Origin of the sequence: Pseudomonas sp. Pse1 (genome assembly GCF_024519635.1) — a bacterium.
GTDB lineage: Bacteria > Pseudomonadota > Gammaproteobacteria > Pseudomonadales > Pseudomonadaceae > Aquipseudomonas.
On sequence record NZ_JALJRO010000012.1, the window covers coordinates 89,111 to 106,906 of the forward strand.

Here is a 17,796-nt window from a genome sequence, read left to right on the forward strand (position 1 = left end):
AATTTCGCTATGAAATATCGATAAATACGATCAAGAGTCTGAAGTCGATTGGTTAAGGAAAGATTAACCCCGAATCAGACTAGTCCTCCATACAGCCGCCCGCGTGCCCCGAAACGCGGATTTCTCGTCAGTTCAGACGGCTGAAAAAACACAATGGGTTGTCCGCTCCCCTTTCATTGCATAGGCTTGCGCGACCGTTTGCCCGCGAAACCAGCGCGCCGTCTCGAGGAGTATGAACATGGGCTTGAATAATCAGTGGATGCAGCGCGATCTTGCGGTGCTGTGGCATCCCTGCACCCAGATGAAAGACCACGAACAACTGCCGCTGATCCCGATCAAGCGTGGCGAAGGGGTCTGGCTCGAAGACTTTGAGGGCAAACGCTACCTCGACGCGGTCAGCTCCTGGTGGGTCAATGTGTTCGGTCACACCAATCCGCGGATCAACCAGCGCATCAAGGATCAGGTCGATCAACTGGAGCACGTAATCCTCGCCGGCTTCAGTCATCAGCCGGTGATCGAATTGTCCGAGCGCCTGGTGAAGATCACTCCCGAAGGCCTGACCCGGTGCTTCTACGCCGATAACGGCTCGTCGTGCATCGAAGTCGCGCTGAAAATGAGCTTTCACTACTGGCTCAACCGCGGCCAGCCGAACAAGAAGCGCTTCGTCACCCTGACCAACAGCTACCACGGCGAGACCATGGCCGCGATGTCGGTCGGCGACGTGCCCTTGTTCACCGAAACCTACAAAGCGCTGCTGCTGGACACCATCAAAGTGCCGAGCCCAGACTGCTACCTGCGTCCTGACGGCATGAGCTGGGAAGAGCACTCGCGCAACATGTTCGCGGCCATGGAGCAGACCCTCGCGCAGAACCATGGCAGCGTCGCGGCCGTAATCGTCGAGCCACTGATCCAGGGCGCCGGCGGCATGCGCATGTACCACCCGGTGTACCTCAAGCTGCTGCGCGAAGCCTGTGACCGCTACGGTGTGCACCTGATCCACGATGAGATTGCCGTGGGTTTCGGTCGTACCGGGACGATGTTTGCCTGTGAGCAGGCCGGCATCCGTCCGGACTTCCTCTGCCTGTCCAAAGCCCTGACTGGCGGCTATCTGCCACTGGCGGCCTGCGTCACCACCGAGGAGGTGTACAGCGCCTTCTACGATGATTACCCGACCTTGCGTGCCTTCCTCCATTCCCACAGCTACACCGGCAACCCGCTGGCCTGTGCGGCGGCCTTGGCGACTCTGGATATCTTCGAGCAGGACAATGTCATCGAGAACAATCAGGCACTGGCCCGGCGCATGGCCTCCTCCACCGCTCATTTGGCGGATCACCCGAACGTCTCGGAAGTGCGCCAGACCGGCATGGTGCTGGCCATCGAGATGGTTAAGGACAAGGCCAGCAAAGAGGCCTATCCCTGGCAGGAGCGTCGCGGACTGAAGGTGTTCCAGCACGCTCTGGAGCGCGGTGCGCTGTTGCGTCCGCTGGGCAGCGTGGTGTATTTCCTGCCGCCTTACGTGATCACCCCGGAGCAGATCGACTTCCTCGCCGAAGTGGCCAGCGAAGGCATCGATATCGCTACCCGTGATTCGGTCAGCGTGGCGGTGCCGAAGGATTTCCACCCGGGGTTTCGTGATCCGGGTTGAGGGTTGGCTATGAATGTTCCTGGGGGGATTGCCCATGTGGAATTTCCCCTGTGCGGACTGCCTCCTGTGGGAGCGAGCCTGGACGTACGCGGCACCCTTGGACTTTTCGCGAGCAAGCTCGCGCCTACACACACAGATCACCAGCATCATTAACAGAGAACCCGAATGAGACTGTCCCGCTTCTTTATCGACGCCCCGCTGAGCCTCGGCGAACACGAATTGCCGGAGGCGCAGGCGCATTACATCAGCCGGGTGCTGCGCATGGCGCCGGGCGATGCCGTGCAGGTGTTCGACGGCTCAGGCCAGGAATTTCGCGGCAGCCTGGCAGAGGTCGGCAAGAAACACGTGCGCGTAGCGCTGACTGAAAGCTTCGCCGGGCAAGTCGAATCGCCGCTGCACATTCACCTCGGCCAGGGCTTGTCCCGGGGCGAGCGCATGGATTGGGCGATTCAGAAGGCCACCGAACTGGGCGTGAACGAAATCACCCCGATTTTCAGTGATCGTTGTGAGGTACGACTCAAGGACGAACGCGCCGACAAGCGCCTGCAGCACTGGCGCCAGGTGGCGATCAGCGCCTGCGAACAATGCGGGCGTTCGACGGTGCCGGTGATTCATCCGCCGTTGCTGCTGGCGGACTGGATCAAGCAGACCCAGGCCGAACTCAAGCTGGTACTGCACCCGGTGGCAGAGCCTATGGTCAGCCACGCCAAACCGGCGACCCTGGCGTTCCTGATCGGCCCGGAAGGCGGCTTGAACGACAACGAAGTCGAACAGGCCCAAGCCGCCGGCTACCACGCTGCCCGCCTCGGCCCACGGGTGCTACGCACCGAGACCGCGCCAGTGGTGGCGCTGGCGGTGGCGCAGCAACTGTGGGGCGATTTCTAAAGCGTTACTGCACCGGGTCGCTGGTGGGTTTGGCGATGATTGCCTTGAGTTCGCTGGTCATCGGGAACTCGAGGTTCAAACCCTTCGGCGGAATCGGCTGCTCGAACCAGCGCTGGTAGATGCCGTTGATTTCCCCTGAGCTGTAGAGATCCCCCAGGGCCCCGTTGACCAGCGCGAGGAACTGCGGATCGTCCTTGCGCACCATGCAGCTGTAGATTTCCCGCGATTGCTCCTCACCCACCACCACCCACTTGTGCGGATCGCGAGCCTTGGCACGCTCGCCGTAGAGCAGCGCGTCGTCCATGTAGAACGCCGCCGCACGGCCCGATTGCAACATCTGGAAGGCTTCGCCGTGGTCCTTGGCGCTGATCACAAACATGTCCAGCTTGTTGTCCAAGTTGTAGCTTTTCAGGTAGCGCTCATTGGTGGTGCCGGCGGTGGTCACCACGTTCTTGCCGCGCAGATCAGCGAAACCCTTGATGCCACTGTCGTTGGCGGTGAGCAACTGGCCTTTGACATAGATAAAGCCGTAGGAAAACGCTACCTGCTTCTGCCGCTCGGCCGTAACGCCGGTCGACCCGCACTCCAGGTCGACGGTGCCGTTCTGCACCAGCGGGATGCGGGTCTGCGAGGTCACCAGGTTGTATTTGACCTTGAGCGGCCCGGACGCCAGTTTCTGCTCGATGCGCTCGACGATCTTGCCAGCCAGGTCCACCGAATAACCCATGGGCTGCCCGGTGTGATCACCAACGTAGGAAAACGGCACCGACGCGTCGCGATAACCCAGGGTAATGCCCTTGGCGTCGGCGATTTTGCTCAATGTCGGCCCCAGCGGGGCTTCGTTGGCCTGGACGTTTGCGGCCAGCAACAGGCCCAGGGTGCAGCCGAGCAACGTGATTTTTTGCATTGTTATTCTCCGTTGTGGGGTTCGATGACTTAGCGTCGCGCCGCGATGACGGTGATTTCCACCAGCACCTGCGGACGTGCGAGTTGCGCCTGCAGGGTGGTGCGGCTCGGTGCCTGGCCGGGTGACAACCAGGCCGACCAGACATCGTTCATCGATGCGAAATCGGCCTCGATGTCCTTCAGGTAAATGGTCGCGCTGAGCAAATGGTCCTTGTCACTGCCGGCCTCGGCCAGCAGGGCGTCGATTTTTTCCAGCACCTCGCGGGTCTGCCCGGCAGCGTCGGTGGCGTCACCCGGCACCTGGCCAGAGAGGAACACCAGCTCGCCATAGGTCACGGCGGCGGACAACCGTGGGTTGCTGTGGATACGCGTAAGGGTCATCGGAAGGTCCTTCTAAGTGATTGGAATTCAGGCTGCACGGGGAGTAAAACCCTGCAAGTCGATGGACGGCCGGCGCTGGCCGATCAGTTCGCTGAGCACCTGGGCACTGCCACAGGCCAGGGTGAAACCCAGCGCGCCATGGCCGAGGTTCAGCCACAGGTTGCGATAAGCGGTGGCGCCCAACAGCGGCACGCCACTGGGAGTCGCCGGGCGCATACCAGCCCATTCGACGGCCGCATCATAATCGCCGGCCTGGGCAAAAGTGTCGCGGGCCTGGCGTTTGATCAAGGCCAGCCGCTTGGGGTCCAGCGCGGCGTCGAAGCCGACGATGTCGACCATCGCCGCCACCCGCAACTGCTCGCCGATCCGCGCGTAGACGATCTTGCGGTTGTAGTCGGTGATACTCAGTTCGGGCGCGCGGTGTTCAGGGCCGATCGGCACCGTCAGGCTGTAACCCTTGAGCGGATACAGCGGCAGGTCCAGGCCGGGCAAGGCCAGCAGCGGGCTGCGATGGCCGGCGGCAATCACCAGTTGCTCGACCGGCAGCACCTCGTCGCCCAGCTCAATTGCGTTCACCGCGCCCTGGTTGTGGTGAATCGCGGTCACGGCCTGGCCCAGGCGGAACTCGCAGCGGCCGGAGGCCCGCAGCCGTGCGGCCAATTGTTGACAAAAAGCGTGGCAGTCGCCGACTTCTTCATCCGGGGTGTAGATGGCGCCAACAAAGGGCGCATCGGCCAGTGCCGGCTCGAGTTGCGCGCACTCGGCAGCCGACAGCACCTGCTGCTGTTGCGGATCGGCGAGCCCGGCGCGGGCATGGTCGAAGCTGGCGGTTTCGCGGAAGGTCACCAGCTTGCCGTTGCGCCGCCAATTGAAACCCCCCAGCGCATCGTCTTCGCGCCAGTGTTTCAGGGTCGACTGACTGAACAGCGCCAGGCGCAACAAATGGGCGGCGTTGGCACGGTTCACCGAAGACCGGCAAGCCCCCAGGAACGAGGCCATCCAGCGCCACTGCGCCGGGTCGAACCGCGGCCGCAGCTTGAGCGGTGAGTCGCCTCGCAGCATCCAGCCAATCGCCTGCAACGGCACGCCGGCATCGGCCAGCGGCGCGACATAGCGGTAGGACAGCTGGCCACCGTTGGCGAAACTGGTTTCGCTGCCCAGCGAATCACGGGCCTCGACCACGGTCACCTCGGCGCCGTCGCGCACCAGCGCGTAAGCCGTTGCCAGGCCGATAACGCCGCCGCCAATGATGCATACACGCTGAGCCATGTCAGTCCTTAAGCGTTGATGAGACATGGCCCGAGGTTAGAGCCAGGTGACAGGCGCCGAACAATGAATAAAGATGGTCAACCCATAAACAAAGGTTATGGACTCGCCATGCGCCTTCGTCACATCGAGATTTTCCAGGCCATCCGCCAGACCGGTTCGGTCAGCGGTGCCGCGCAGTTGCTGCACGTTTCCCAGCCCGCCGTGACCAAGGTGCTGCAACATGCCGAGCAGCAACTGGGATTCCCGTTGTTTCTGCGGGTGCGCGGCAAGCTCCAGGCCACCCCTGAAGCGCTGGAGCTGGAGCGCGAAGTGGATAAGGTCACCGAGAGCCTGCAAGGCGTGCGGCGCCTGGCCCAGAGCCTGCGCCGCGAACCAGGCCACAGCCTGCGCATCGGCGCGACCCCGGCGCTGGCCCTGTCGCTGCTGCCGCCGGCGATTCATGAGTGGACCCAAGGCTATCCGGACATCGCCTGCGAACTGGCCAGCGCCCACAGTCGCGAACTGATGCAGAACCTGCTGATGCGCGAAATCGATGTCGCCCTGACCCTGCAACGCCCCGACCATCCGGGCCTGAAGGCCGAGGCGTTGGCCAGCGGCGTGCTGGTGGCATTGGCCCCCAAGGGTTTCTGGCCGATTGTCGAGCAAGGCAAACCATTGCCGCTACAAGCATTGGCCGATGCGCCGCTGATTGGCCTGTCCAGCGCCGACCCGCTGTCGGCGCGGCTCGACAGCTACCTCAAGGCGGTGGAACCGCCGCCGCGCGTGAGCATCGCGGTGCAGACCTATTCCCTGGCCAGGGCGATGGTCGAGTCAGGGGCCGGGCTGGCAGTGATTGATCCGTTCACCGCCCTCGGTGCCGCGCCCGACAGCACCGCTATCCGGCCGCTGGCACCGCCGCTGCCGATCACCCTGTATGCGGTCACCCGTGCCAGCGAACCGCCGCCGCACACCGTCAGTGAGTTGCTGACGATCTTCAGCCGCCGCGCCCGCGAACAACTGGATCGGGTCTACAACACGTAAAACAGAATCGCCACGAAGTGCAGGACACTGCCGGTGATCACGAACAAATGCCAGATGCCGTGGGCATGGCGCAGGCGGCTGTCGAGGGCGAAGAAAATAATGCCCACGGTATAGAACACGCCGCCGGCCGCCAGCCAGGCAAAGCCCACAGTTCCCAGCGCAGCCAGCAGCGGTTTGACCGCCACCAGCACAACCCAGCCCATCACCGCGTAAATCACGATCGACAGGATCCGCGCCTCGCTGCGCGGCTTGATCTCCTGCAGCATGCCAATCACCGCCAGACCCCAGACGATGCCGAACAGGGTCCAGCCCCACGGACCGCGCAAAGTCACCAGGCAAAAAGGTGTGTAGCTGCCGGCGATCAGCAGATAGATCGACAGATGATCGACCTTCTGCATTATCTTCTTCGTCCGCCCGCGCACGCTGTGATAGACCGTCGAAATGCTGTACAGCGCCAGCAGGGTCACACCGTAGATCGCCACGCTGACGATCTTCCAGGGACTGCCATCGAAGCTGGCAACCACCAGCAGCCAGACCGCGCCGACAAATGCGGCGACCGCCCCCACCAAATGCGTCCAGGCGTTGAGTCTTTCCCCGTGGTACATAGGCCTCCCGTTGGTTTCACACCTTCTCAATCAGACCAGCCCGGCCTCCACCAGGCGCTGTTCCAGCGCCAGCAGGTCGGGGATCTTCACTACCTGTTCGGCCACTTGCACAGCCGCTTGTTCCAATCCGCAAAGAGGAACGTCGACGTAACTCAACTGACTGTCGAGCTTGCACGAGCGCGGGATGCCCTGAACGAGCAGTGCCATGAACTTGAGATCGAGCCGGCCACCGAGGGCGTTGAGCACGACGATGCGGGCGCGCTCGCCGATCACGGTCTTACCGCCGCAGGCCGACTCGAAACTGAGCAGCGGAATCTGCCGGTTGCGCCAGTTGACCCGTCCCAGGTACCAGGGAGGGGAGTCCAAATCGAAAGTCCCCGACTGGTAATCGATCAGCTCGGCCACGGCCACATTGGGCAAAATAAGGGTGCGGTCAGCCAGGGGCAACAGCAGCCCGGTCAGTTGACTGGTGCGATGTTCATGCATGGGTCTTGCTCCACAAGGCGATGCTGTCGAGCAGCACCGACTCCTGATAGGGCTTGCCGAGGTAGTCATTGACGCCGATGGCCATGGCCCGGTCGCGATGTTTCTGCCCGGTACGCGAGGTGATCATGATGATCGGCAGATGTTGCAGGCGCGGGTCGTTGCGCACCTGGGTGGCCACTTCGAAGCCATCCATGCGCGGCATCTCGATATCCAGCAACATCAGGTCGGGCAGGTGCTCCTCCAGCAGGAGCATGGCATCTACGCCGTCCTTGGCCGTCAGCACACTCATGCCATGGCGCTCCAGCAGGCGGCTGGTGACCTTGCGCACCGTCACCGAGTCGTCGACCACCAGCACCAGCATCGAACGCTGCGGTTCGCTCTCGGCACTGCGCGGCACCTGCGTCGGCAAGCGCACCTGCATCGCCCGCAGTGGCGCCAGCAGGTCGAGAATCGGCACCACCCGGCCGTCACCGAGAATGGTCGCTCCGGACAATCCCTGAACCGCCGCAAATTGAGGGCCGAGGCTTTTCACCACGATCTCGCGGGTGCCCAGCATCGCATCCACCTGCACCGCAATGTGCCGCTCGTTGCATTGCACCAACAGCACCGGCAACGCCTGGCTCTGCCCCAGCAGCCGCGGTCGAACCGTGGTTTTCAGCAGCTCACCGAGATGGCACAGCTCGTAGCACTGGCCAGCGTATTGGTAAACCGGCGGATCCAGTTGGTAGTAACCCTCCAGTTCGTTGGGCAACACCCGGACGATGCCTTCAATGGTGTTCAGCGGAATCGCGTACTGGTCATCGGCACACTGCACCATCAGCGCCCGGTTGACCGAGACGGTGAACGGCAAGCGGATGCGAAAATGCACGCCCTTACCCGGTATCGAGTCAATGCTCATCGAGCCGCCAAGTTGCCGCACCTCCTCATGCACCACGTCCATGCCCACCCCGCGCCCGGAAATCTGGGTGATCTTTTCGGCTGTGGAAAATCCCGGCTGGAGGATGAACTGCAGCACGTCGCGATCACTCATGTCGCTTTCGGGCGCCAGCAGGCCGCGCTTGATCGCCTTGCGCCGCACCGCGTCGAGCGGCACGCCTGCACCGTCATCGCGGATGTCGAAAATCATGTCGCCGCCTTCGCGAGACAGGTCCAGAGTGATTCGGCCCTGGCTCGGCTTACCGGCGGCGCGGCGCACCTCGGCCGACTCCAGGCCGTGGTCGACAGCATTGCGCAGCATGTGTTCCAGCGGCGCCGCCATGCGTTCGAGGACATTGCGATCCATCTCGCCCTCGGCATTGCCGACCACGAACTCGACGTCTTTGCCCAACTCACTGGCGACCTGGCGAACGATGCGCTTGAGGCGCGGCAGCATCCGCTCGAACGGCACCATGCGCGTGCGCATCAGACCTTCCTGCAGCTCGGTGTTGATCCTTCCCTGCTGTTGCAACAGGTTCTGCGCATCCTGGCTGCGCCGTTCAAGCGTCTCCTTGAGCTCGAGCAAATCCGAAGCAGACTCGAACAATGCACGGGATAGCTGTTGCTGCTGGGAGTGGCGATCCATCTCCAGCGGGTCGAATTCTTCATAGCCCAGGCGTTCGGCCTCGACCTGCTGGCGACTGAGAATCCGCCCCTGGGTTTCGGTATCGAGCCGGCGCAATTGGTCGCGCATGCGCTCGAGGGTGGTTTCCATCTCGCTCAAGGTGACCTGAGCATCGTTGACCTGCTGCTCGACCCGACCGCGAATGATCGAAGTTTCCGCTGCCAGGTTGACCAACTCATCCAGCAGTTCGGCCGACACCTTGACCATGTCGGCGCCGAGTTCGGCGGGCGCGGCAACCGGCTCGAGCTTACCCGGCGGCAGCGTATCGAGCGGCGCAGGTGGCTGCTCGAGCGTGCTCGGGTGGCTGAAACTGCGAATCGCCTCGATCAGGTTTTCGGCTGCTGCGACAGGCTGGCCGGCGCGAGTGGCATCAAGCATCTGCGCCAGACGGTCGTGGCTACGTTGCAGTAGGCCGAACAGCGCCGGGGTGGCCTGCAGCAAACCACTGGACAGCGCCTCGTAGAGAAACTCGAGCTCATGGGCAAGGTCGCCAATCGGTGCGATTTCGACCATCCGCGCGCCACCCTTAAGTGTATGCAGGTCGCGCAGCAGGGTTTCCATTTCCAGGCGATTATGGGGATCGGCCTGCCAGCGGGTCAGCGCCGCACCGGAGCTGTCGATGATGTCGAAACCTTCCTCGAGAAAGATCTCCAACAACTCCGGGTCCTGGCTACCAGTGTCACCGCTCGGCGCCGGTTGATTCGCTTCGGCGTTACCTCCAATGCCCTGGCGCCAATGTGCCATGGCTTCGATCAGATCGCTGCAATCGTCCAGCGGCTGATGCCGTTGCAACTGTTCAAGCAATTGTGCGAGGCGATCATGGCTGTGCTGCAGCAACAGGCCCAGTTCGACGCTATGGCTCAGGCGCCGATCGACCAGGGCCTCGTACAGGCTTTCCAGCTCGTGAGCCAGGTCGCCGACTGGCCCGACTTCGGCCATCCGCGCCCCGCCCTTGAGGGTGTGCAGATCGCGCTGCAAGGCTGACAGCGGCGCCGGGTTCTGCGGCTCATTGAGCCAGCGCTGCAAAGCCTGCGCCGTGCTGTCGAGGATATCCACCGCCTCTTCCAGAAAAATCTCGACCATTTCCTCGTCGGCGCTCAACGGCGTCGGCGAAGCTTGCCCAAGCTCGGCGGTGACACTGCTCAGCTCAGTGATGCTCAGGCTACGGCTGCCATCGCTGCGGATCAGGCCCATGGCCGCTGGATCGAGGCCCTCGTCGAGCAAATCACGCAGGGCTCGCACACGCTGGGGTTGATGACTGACCTCCTGTCCGGCCGCCAGTTGGTCGAGCATGTTGATCAAGTCTTCGTGGGCGGCTTGCGCCTGCTCGAAGAAGCGCTCGCTGACGGCCAGGCTGCTTTCTTCAACGGCGCCATAGAGATCGAGCAGCGCCTCGCAGAGCTCATCGACCGGGTGCAGATCGGCCAGGTGTGCACTTTCCCCCAGGGTGGTCAATTCATCCAGCAACGCACTGAGTTCCTGGCGCTCGCCGGGATGTTCTTGCCAGCGCTGCAGCAGGCTCTCGGCATCGAGCAAAATGTCCATGCCCTGGGCCAGGAAGTTGTTGATCAGTTGCGGGTCGCGCTTGCTGCGCAGGCCACTGTCCGGCGCGTTGTTGGCCGCCTCCAGGCGCTCGGCGAGCAGGCGCTGGAGGCGGCCGATCAGTTCGCCGGCACCGTCGATTTTCAGCAACGGGTCGTCCTGCAATTGTTCGAGACCACGACGCAGCAAGGCCCAGGCTTCGTGCAGCAGCTCGACTTCATCCAGATCGAGGGGCAGCAGGTGCGCCTTGTACTCACGCGCCAGTTGGTCCAGCGGCGCTGCCAGTTCGGCAACCGCCAGTACGCCCGCCACCGAGGCACTGCCCTTGAGCGTATGCAATGCACGCTGCAATTCATCGCTGGCCTGCAGCGGCACCTGCTCGGCGGCCTGATCGAGGAAGCGCTTGAGGCTATTGAGGTGGGTCTGTGCTTCGTTGCGGAAAATCTCCAGCAACTGCCGATCGGCAGACGGGTTATCCGCCAACGCCGGCGCCGACGACGGCGCTTCACCCCGGGCCAGCGCGTGGGCGTCAGCGGCCAGGCGATCGACGTCCTGGCGCTGACGCTGGCGGTTGCCCGCATATTCGCGCGCCAGCTCCGGCAACACCTGCAACACTCGATCGAGCAGTTGGTGAACCTGTGGCCCCGGCTCGACACTGTGTTCGAGGATCCGGTTGAGCAGGTTTTCCACGGCCCACGCCAGTTCCGCCAGGACCAGCGCGCGCACCATCCGCCCACTGCCCTTCAACGTATGGAAGGCGCGGCGCAACTCACCCAGGACCGAGCGGCTCTCGGGGCTGGCAATCCAGCGCGGCAGGTACTCGCGCAGAATCTCGAGTACCTCGTCCGTCTCCTCGAGGAACACTTCGCGCAACTCGTCGTCCACCGGCTCTTCATCGGCCGGTGGCGGCAGCAGGCTTTCAGGGGAGACCTTCGCCGGCGGATTGACCGCCGACATCGGACTGGCCAGCGCCTCGGCCAACGCCTGCAAATCCTCTGGGTCTTGCGGAGCAGCCTTGAGTGCCGTGAGCGGCACCTCGCGAGGCAGGTAACCGAGCGCTCCCAGGCTTTGCTCGGCGACGTCGAGGACCTGCTCGCCGAGGTTCTGCGGGTCTTCGTTCAAGCGTTCCAGGTAGTACTCGATGCTGGTGATGGCGTCGGCCAGGTTATCCAACTGATGCCAATCCGGCGGCGTGCGATCGCCCAGCAAGTGCTCGCCAATGTAGTCATTGCAGGCTTCCAGCAGGCTTGCCGCACGATTCAGCGGAATCATTGCCAGCGCACCGCGCACCTGGGTCAGCAGCGCCGGCAGCAGTTGCAGCGGCTGACGATCCCAGTCGCTGTCGATGTACTCGACGATCATGTCCTTGGCCTGTTGCAGGCACAGGCGCGCTTCCTTGATCACGATCTGGTGGATCTCGGTCAGGTCGGTGGTCGGCAGGCGGCTTTCTTCGCGGCTTTCCTCGACCATCCCGACCATCCCGGCCAGGGTCGCCTCGACGTACAGCAAGGCCCCGGCTACGTCCATCAGGATTGCGTCGTTGGGTTCACGCTGCCCCTGGGCCAGGCTCTGCACCACCGCCAACTGATCAATGATCACCTTGCGCGGCTGGCCGAAGCCGAGCACCGCCAGGGTATCGGCGATTTGCCGCAGTGGCGCCAGCAGGCTGTCGAGGTCGGAGGTGTGCTGGCGGTCGCTACGCACGAACAAGTCGAGGCGCTCCTTGACCCGCACCAACTCTTCACACAGCGCCGCCAGCACCGAGCGCATTGCGTCGCGGTCAGGTCCGGCCAGGCGCGCGCGCTCGGCATCGAGCAGCGCACTGTCGGGCAGCGCGTCATCCAGTCCAAAACGATCTTTCATGGTTTGCATCCGGGCACTGGGGTATTGGGCCTTGGCGATATAAAACAACAGGCTCTTGAGCAACTCGGCCGGAGCCGGTTGATTGATCCCGGGTATGCCTTGCTCTTGCAGGCGTTTGAGTTCCTTGTCGGCATCCTTGAACAGGCTGCGCAGCGCCGGACTATTAGCGATGGCAGCACTGCTCATGCCTTCGACCAGCGCCGCGGCGACCTGCCACAGCGGGCTCAACGGGGCCTCGCCGGTCAGTGTTTCCAGGCGTGCGAAGACCTTGGCCAGATAGCCATAATGGGTATCGTCTTCCTGCTCTCGGAGCAAGCCGGCGAGGCCCATTTGCAGCATCTGCCGCAGCTTGCGCATGACATTCGGCCAGTCGTCGGGGGCCAGCCGTTGCAACTGGGCTTCGTCCAGCGCCGGCAGGCTGGGCAGTTGCGGGCTGAACAGGCTGGTTTCCGCCAACAGGCCTTCGCCGCGCGCGCTGCGCAGGTCGTTGATCAACGGCAGGACCACCAACGGCAGGTCGCGTCGGGCGCTGTGCACTCGATCGAGGTAGGTCGGTAACTGGCTAAGGGCTTGTTGCAGCAGGCGGATGGCTTCGTCGCGATGAGCCACGGTGCCCTTTTGCAGGGCTGCGGCCAGGTGCTCCATTTCTTCGGCGAGCAGGGCGGCGCCGTAGAACTCGACCATCTGCAAACTGCCATGGACCTGATGGATACCGGCCAGGCAACGCTCGAGCTCGTGCAGCGCCTGCGGGTCCTCGATCAGATTATCGAGGGCGAAGTAGGCCTGCTTCAGCGTTTCGGCAATTTCACCCTTGACCCATTCGAGGGCCACATAGTCGTGCCGATCACCCATAACCACTCCAGTCCAAGTCCCGCATTCAGACCTTTTCAGCCCCGCGCGCTGGCGCCGCCGGCAAGGTAAAACCGGACACCGAGCGGCGCAACTGGCTGGCCATTTTCGCCAGGTTGCCAATGCTCTCGGCAGTGGCGGTGGAACCCGACGAGGTTTGCGTGGTGATCTGCTGGATCACGTTCATCGTCAAGGAAATCTGCCCGGCCGAAGAGGTCTGTTGTTGCGCCGCGTTGGAAATACTCTGGATCAACGCCGCGAGGGTTTTCGACACGCCTTCGATTTCTTCCAGGGCCACACCGGCATCCTGCGCCAGTCGCGCGCCGCGCACCACCTCGGTGGTGGTCTGCTCCATCGAGATCACGGCTTCATTAGTGTCGGTCTGGATCGCCCGCACCAGGGTTTCGATCTGCCGCGTGGCGGCCGAGGAACGTTCGGCCAGGCGCTGGACCTCGTCGGCCACCACCGCAAAGCCCCGCCCGGCGTCTCCCGCCATCGAGGCCTGGATCGCAGCATTGAGGGCGAGAATGTTGGTCTGGTCGGCAATGTCGTCAATCAGGCTGACGATATCGCCGATTTCCTGGGACGACTCGCCCAGGCGCTTGATGCGCTTGGCGGTGTCCTGGATTTGCTCACGGATGTTGTCCATGCCGTGGATGGTGTTGTGCACCACCTCGTTGCCCTTGTTGGCAATTTCCACCGAGCGCTCGGCCACCGCTGAAGACTCCGCGGCGTTGGCCGAAACCTGATCGATGGACTGGGCCATTTCGTTGATCGAAGTCGAGGCTTCGGAGATCTGCTGCGCCTGATGCTCCGAGGCCTGGGCCAGGTGCATCGCCGTGGCCTGGGTTTCCTGCACGGCGGCAGCCACCTGACCGGCAGTGAGGTTGATGGTGGCGACCAGATCGCGCAACTGGTCGACCGAGTAGTTGATCGAGTCGGCAATGGTCCCGGTGAAGTCTTCGGTCACCGAGGCGGTCACGGTCAGGTCGCCATCGGCGAGGTCTTCGATTTCGTCGAGCAGGCGCATGATCGCGTTCTGGTTGCGCTCGTTCTTCTCGGCGGTTTCGCGCAACTGGCGGTTGGTTTCGCGGACCATCACCAGCCCGATCAGGATGATCGAGGCCAGCGCCAGCAGGCCCAGAATAAAACCGCCGATGGTATCGGTGGAGCGCCCGCCCACCAGGTTCTCGAAGCCGCTGGCCAGATGAGAGGCCTCCTCCAGCAGGGTCTGCGAGAGGTTGAAAATACTCCCCGCCGACTCACGGACCTTGAACAGTTGCGGCGAGGTTTCGAGAATTTCATCCACCGAGCCGGAGACGAACTGGAACAACTCAGCAATCTCGGTCAGCCGCGCGCGGGCATCACGGTCTTCGACCTCACTGATTTTCAGCGCCGGATTGCCCTGCAGCATGCCGTTGAGCACCTGGCCGAAGCGCGCCGCGTCACGGCCGAAGACATCGGCGGCCTGCTGGGCATTTTCATCGCCGGCCAGCACCGTGTTAACCGCGCCGAGAATCCGTTCGGCAAGCAACGATTGGCGCTGGGCCATGGCCACCTGGGCGGCCGGCGCGCCGCGCTGCAGCAGGATCTCGACGACTTTCTCATACTCGACCTGCAGTTGCGGCACGGTCTCGGCCAGTGTCGCGGCCACCTGGTGCAGCGACAGCACGGTCTGCTCGCTGGACAGGATCGCGTCGGTGTTTTTCAGCAGGCGCTCCCAATCCAGCTGCACCGCGCGCATCTGCGGTCGAACGGCTGCCGGTGCGGGCGGCAGGTTGGTCGCCGGATCGCCTTTTTTCAGGTACCCCCAGCGTTGCGCAAAATCGTTGCGTGCATCACTCAGCAACTTGAATGCGGCCGCCTTGCCGGCAGCGGCTTCGGTGGCGTTCTTGGCGATGCGCTGGGACAGCACGCGCAACTCGCCGGCATGGCCGATGTACTGCTTGTCGTGGGAGGCCTGGGTGTTGAGGTAGGCAAAGTTGGCGAACAACAGCACGATGAACACGATCAAGGCGATGAACAGCGCAATGATCTGCGAGCGACTGCGCGTGCCGTCGGTGGAGGTGCCTGCGTTTGCTTTGTTCATCGATTCTCGCCTGTTGATCCACATGTGGCTGAAACCACCATGGGTTACAGCGCCACGTCCATGAAGCGTTGGGACTGCGCCAGGGCAAACGGACTAAACACCTGCCAGCTTTGCTCGCGCTCGAAGCGCCCCTTGATGAAGGCCCCTGCCGGCCCGTCCGGGTCTGCGGCGCCGGCCTGGAATCCGCCCTGATCGAAATGCTGCATGCCCAGCACCTCATCAACCATCAAGCCGACAAAAACTTCCTGATGCTCGACCACCAGCACCCGACGCTGCCGTCGCTGCGCCGACAACTCGGCGCCGAGGAAGCCGCACAGGTCCATGACCGGCAACAGCCGCCCGCGCAGGTTGGCCACGCCCCTGACCCACGACTTGACCCCGGGTAGCTGGGTCAGGCGCGGCTCATGGAGGATTTCACTGACCTCGCCCATGGGCGCCACGTACCAGCGCTCGCCCAGGCGAAAACCGATGCCGCTCCAGCCGTGATTGCGGGTGGGACGGGACGGCAGGTCCGCCGCCAGTAAACGGCAGCGCTGGTCAATCTGCAGCAGCAACTCGAATGCTGTCAGCGACTCGGCCATGGCGTGGCCGTCAGCCTGCCAGCACGGCGTTCAGGGTCTTGATCAGGATGTCTTCTTCCACCGGTTTGGTCAGGTAGTCGCGCGCGCCCTGGCGTGTGCCCCAGACCTTGTCGGTCTCCTGATCCTTGGTGGTGATGATGATCACCGGGATGTGCCCGGTTTCGGCGTCCTTGGTCAGTTGCCGGGTCGCTTGGAAGCCGTTGAGGCCAGGCATGACGATGTCCATCAGGACCGCGTCGGGTTTTTCCTGGCGCGCCAGTGCCACGCCGTCGGCGCCGTTTTCCGCCTTGAGCACTTCATGGCCGTGTTTTTCCAGCATGCCGGTCAATTTGTACATTTCGGTCGGCGAATCATCGACGATCAGAATACGAGCCATGGTCTTCCCCATTCTTGTCGACGCCAGGCCGGCTGGCCGGGCATCACTGTGCATGTCCTACAGCGGCGAGTCGGCAGCAAAGCCCGGCACATGGGCGCGGATTGCGTTCAACAATTCGTCCTTGCTGAAGGGTTTGGTCAAAAACTGATCGGAACCGACGATACGCCCCTTGGCCTTGTCGAACAGACCGTCCCTCGATGAAAGCATGATCACCGGCGTGGACTTGAAGGCACTGTTGTTCTTGATTAAAGCGCAGGTCTGATAACCATCCAGACGCGGCATCATGATGTCGACGAAGATGATCCCCGGATGATTGTCGGCAATCTTGGCCAGGGCATCAAAACCGTCGATGGCGGTGATCACCTCGCAACCGGCATTGAGCAACATGGTCTCGGCGGTACGGCGGATGGTTTTCGAATCATCGATCACCATGACCTTCAAGGCGTTGGACTGCTGTTGCATATCTGCTCTTACCATCGCCTGAGCGAATCAGTTTGTCCGTTTACGCCGCTCCGGTGGCTCGAAAGCCTTTAACTTCAAGGGTCAGCGCAACATGGCAGCCTTTTTAGCACAGTCTCCCGGTGCAATCTATCCGGCGGTCCGCACGGTGGTTTTTCCTTGACCGGGAACACACTGGGCGCCACTCTGACGCCACTTTTCAACGCCCTTTCTGTCCCTGAAAAGGCGCTACCACCATTTCGAGGAAAAACCCATGAGCGTTCGCGTCGGGATTGTCATGGACCCTATCGCCAGCATTTCCTATAAAAAGGATAGCTCGCTGGCCATGCTGCTGGCCGCCCAGGCACGTGGCTGGGAGCTGTTCTATATGGAACAGCACGATTTGTACCAGGGCGAAGGCGAAGCCCGGGCGCGCATGCGTCCACTGAAAGTGTTTGCCGACCCGCAGAAATGGTTCGAGCTGGGCGAGGAAAGCGACGCGCTGCTGAGTGACCTGGACGTGATCCTGATGCGCAAGGATCCGCCATTCGATATGGAGTTCGTCTACTCCACCTACCTGCTCGAACAGGCTGAGCGCGCTGGCGTGCTGGTGGTCAACAAGCCGCAAAGCCTGCGTGACTGCAATGAAAAGCTGTTCGCCACGCTGTTTCCGCAATGCACACCACCGACCGTGGTCAGCCGCCGCGCCGACGTGCTGCGCGAATTCGCCGCCAAACACGGCGACGTGATTCTCAAGCCGCTGGACGGCATGGGCGGCACCTCGATATTCCGTCATCGCGCCGGCGACCCGAACCTGTCGGTGATCCTCGAAACCCTGACCGCGCTCGGCAACCAGCAGATCATGGGCCAGGCCTACCTGCCAGCGATCAAGGACGGTGACAAGCGCATCCTGATGATCGACGGCGAGCCGGTCGACTACTGTCTGGCACGCATCCCGGCGCAGGGTGAAACCCGTGGCAACCTGGCCGCAGGCGGTCGCGGCGAAGCCCGACCACTGAGCGACAAGGACCGCTGGATCGCCGCCCAGGTCGGCCCGACGCTGCGGGAAAAAGGCTTGTTGTTCGTCGGCCTCGACGTGATTGGCGAGCACCTGACCGAAATCAACGTCACCAGCCCGACCTGCATTCGTGAAATCGACAATGCGTTTGGCACCAATATCGGTGAAATGTTGATGGCGGCCATCGATCAGAAGCTCAAAGCCCGTTGATATAGAACCCGCTAGGCGAGACCAACATTGCGT

14 protein-coding genes are annotated in these 17,796 nt (G+C 62.7%); 4 read left to right on the plus strand and 10 right to left on the minus strand.

Annotation, left to right across the window (positions count from 1 at the left end; all coding sequences use genetic code 11):
- Positions 1 to 238 precede the first annotated feature (238 nt).
- Together NR126_RS18350 and NR126_RS18355 are read left to right on the plus strand one after the other, a co-directional pair.
- Positions 239 to 1,645, plus strand: a complete 1,407-nt coding sequence (locus NR126_RS18350; protein ID WP_256830798.1) for an adenosylmethionine--8-amino-7-oxononanoate transaminase — start codon at positions 239 to 241, stop codon at positions 1,643 to 1,645.
- Between the two features lie 165 nt (positions 1,646 to 1,810).
- Positions 1,811 to 2,530: a 16S rRNA (uracil(1498)-N(3))-methyltransferase gene (locus tag NR126_RS18355; RefSeq protein ID WP_027617029.1), complete on the plus strand. Its 720-nt coding sequence runs from the start codon at positions 1,811 to 1,813 to the stop codon at positions 2,528 to 2,530.
- Positions 2,531 to 2,534: 4 nt separating this feature from the next.
- On the opposite strand, the gene NR126_RS18360 is transcribed toward NR126_RS18355, so the two are convergent.
- The 3 genes from NR126_RS18360 to NR126_RS18370 are packed head-to-tail and all read right to left on the minus strand — an operon-like array spanning position 2,535 to position 5,086.
- Positions 2,535 to 3,437 (minus strand): transporter substrate-binding domain-containing protein, encoded by a 903-nt coding sequence (locus NR126_RS18360; protein WP_027617028.1) that lies wholly within the window; start codon positions 3,435 to 3,437, stop codon positions 2,535 to 2,537.
- Positions 3,438 to 3,466: 29 nt separating this feature from the next.
- Positions 3,467 to 3,817 carry a RidA family protein gene (locus NR126_RS18365; RefSeq protein ID WP_256830799.1) on the minus strand — a complete coding sequence of 117 codons (351 nt, stop codon included), beginning with the start codon at positions 3,815 to 3,817 and terminating at the stop codon, positions 3,467 to 3,469.
- A gap of 27 nt (positions 3,818 to 3,844) precedes the next feature.
- Entirely contained in the window at positions 3,845 to 5,086 is a 1,242-nt protein-coding gene (locus tag NR126_RS18370) for a D-amino acid dehydrogenase (protein ID WP_372826818.1), read from the minus strand.
- Between the two features lie 108 nt (positions 5,087 to 5,194).
- Here NR126_RS18370 and NR126_RS18375 point away from each other — a divergent pair, with 108 nt between their 5' ends.
- Positions 5,195 to 6,106: a LysR family transcriptional regulator gene (locus NR126_RS18375; protein ID WP_256830801.1), complete on the plus strand. Its 912-nt coding sequence runs from the start codon at positions 5,195 to 5,197 to the stop codon at positions 6,104 to 6,106.
- Here the strand turns inward: NR126_RS18375 and NR126_RS18380 are convergent.
- From NR126_RS18380 to pilG, 7 genes are read right to left on the minus strand one after another with little or no spacing between them, the layout of a single operon-like run.
- Positions 6,094 to 6,711: a hemolysin III family protein gene (locus NR126_RS18380; protein ID WP_256830802.1), complete on the minus strand. Its 618-nt coding sequence runs from the start codon at positions 6,709 to 6,711 to the stop codon at positions 6,094 to 6,096. The two genes, NR126_RS18375 and NR126_RS18380, sit on opposite strands and share 13 nt — an antisense overlap.
- A gap of 30 nt (positions 6,712 to 6,741) precedes the next feature.
- Positions 6,742 to 7,197 (minus strand): chemotaxis protein CheW, encoded by a 456-nt coding sequence (locus NR126_RS18385; protein WP_027617023.1) that lies wholly within the window; start codon positions 7,195 to 7,197, stop codon positions 6,742 to 6,744.
- Positions 7,190 to 13,054 carry an Hpt domain-containing protein gene (locus NR126_RS18390; protein WP_256830803.1) on the minus strand — a complete coding sequence of 1,955 codons (5,865 nt, stop codon included), beginning with the start codon at positions 13,052 to 13,054 and terminating at the stop codon, positions 7,190 to 7,192. Before NR126_RS18390 ends, NR126_RS18385 begins: the two co-directional genes overlap by 8 nt.
- A gap of 25 nt (positions 13,055 to 13,079) precedes the next feature.
- Positions 13,080 to 15,140, minus strand: coding sequence for a methyl-accepting chemotaxis protein (locus NR126_RS18395; protein WP_256830804.1), 2,061 nt, complete (start codon positions 15,138 to 15,140; stop codon positions 13,080 to 13,082).
- A 44-nt stretch (positions 15,141 to 15,184) separates the two neighbouring features.
- Positions 15,185 to 15,721, minus strand: a complete 537-nt coding sequence (locus NR126_RS18400; protein ID WP_027617020.1) for a chemotaxis protein CheW — start codon at positions 15,719 to 15,721, stop codon at positions 15,185 to 15,187.
- A gap of 10 nt (positions 15,722 to 15,731) precedes the next feature.
- Positions 15,732 to 16,097 carry a twitching motility response regulator PilH gene (gene pilH / locus NR126_RS18405; protein ID WP_256830805.1) on the minus strand — a complete coding sequence of 122 codons (366 nt, stop codon included), beginning with the start codon at positions 16,095 to 16,097 and terminating at the stop codon, positions 15,732 to 15,734.
- A gap of 57 nt (positions 16,098 to 16,154) precedes the next feature.
- Entirely contained in the window at positions 16,155 to 16,559 is a 405-nt protein-coding gene (pilG, locus tag NR126_RS18410) for a twitching motility response regulator PilG (protein ID WP_027617018.1), read from the minus strand.
- Positions 16,560 to 16,809: 250 nt separating this feature from the next.
- Between pilG and gshB the strand changes: the two genes are divergently transcribed.
- Entirely contained in the window at positions 16,810 to 17,763 is a 954-nt protein-coding gene (gene gshB / locus NR126_RS18415) for a glutathione synthase (protein ID WP_027617017.1), read from the plus strand.
- Positions 17,764 to 17,796 lie beyond the last annotated feature (33 nt).

Bases quoted from the DNA above. Each gene is read 5' to 3' on its own strand.
- gshB (WP_027617017.1), top strand. From the start codon at position 16,810: ATGAGCGTTCGCGTCGGGATTGTCATGGACCCTATCGCCAGCATTTCC.
- NR126_RS18395 (WP_256830804.1), bottom strand. From the start codon at position 15,140: ATGAACAAAGCAAACGCAGGCACCTCCACCGACGGCACGCGCAGTCGC.
- NR126_RS18400 (WP_027617020.1), bottom strand. From the start codon at position 15,721: ATGGCCGAGTCGCTGACAGCATTCGAGTTGCTGCTGCAGATTGACCAG.
- NR126_RS18360 (WP_027617028.1), bottom strand. From the start codon at position 3,437: ATGCAAAAAATCACGTTGCTCGGCTGCACCCTGGGCCTGTTGCTGGCC.
- pilH (WP_256830805.1), bottom strand. From the start codon at position 16,097: ATGGCTCGTATTCTGATCGTCGATGATTCGCCGACCGAAATGTACAAA.
- NR126_RS18370 (WP_372826818.1), bottom strand. From the start codon at position 5,086: ATGGCTCAGCGTGTATGCATCATTGGCGGCGGCGTTATCGGCCTGGCA.
- NR126_RS18390 (WP_256830803.1), bottom strand. From the start codon at position 13,054: ATGGGTGATCGGCACGACTATGTGGCCCTCGAATGGGTCAAGGGTGAA.
- pilG (WP_027617018.1), bottom strand. From the start codon at position 16,559: ATGCAACAGCAGTCCAACGCCTTGAAGGTCATGGTGATCGATGATTCG.
- NR126_RS18385 (WP_027617023.1), bottom strand. From the start codon at position 7,197: ATGCATGAACATCGCACCAGTCAACTGACCGGGCTGCTGTTGCCCCTG.
- NR126_RS18355 (WP_027617029.1), top strand. From the start codon at position 1,811: ATGAGACTGTCCCGCTTCTTTATCGACGCCCCGCTGAGCCTCGGCGAA.
- NR126_RS18365 (WP_256830799.1), bottom strand. From the start codon at position 3,817: ATGACCCTTACGCGTATCCACAGCAACCCACGGTTGTCCGCCGCCGTG.
- NR126_RS18375 (WP_256830801.1), top strand. From the start codon at position 5,195: ATGCGCCTTCGTCACATCGAGATTTTCCAGGCCATCCGCCAGACCGGT.
- NR126_RS18350 (WP_256830798.1), top strand. From the start codon at position 239: ATGGGCTTGAATAATCAGTGGATGCAGCGCGATCTTGCGGTGCTGTGG.
- NR126_RS18380 (WP_256830802.1), bottom strand. From the start codon at position 6,711: ATGTACCACGGGGAAAGACTCAACGCCTGGACGCATTTGGTGGGGGCG.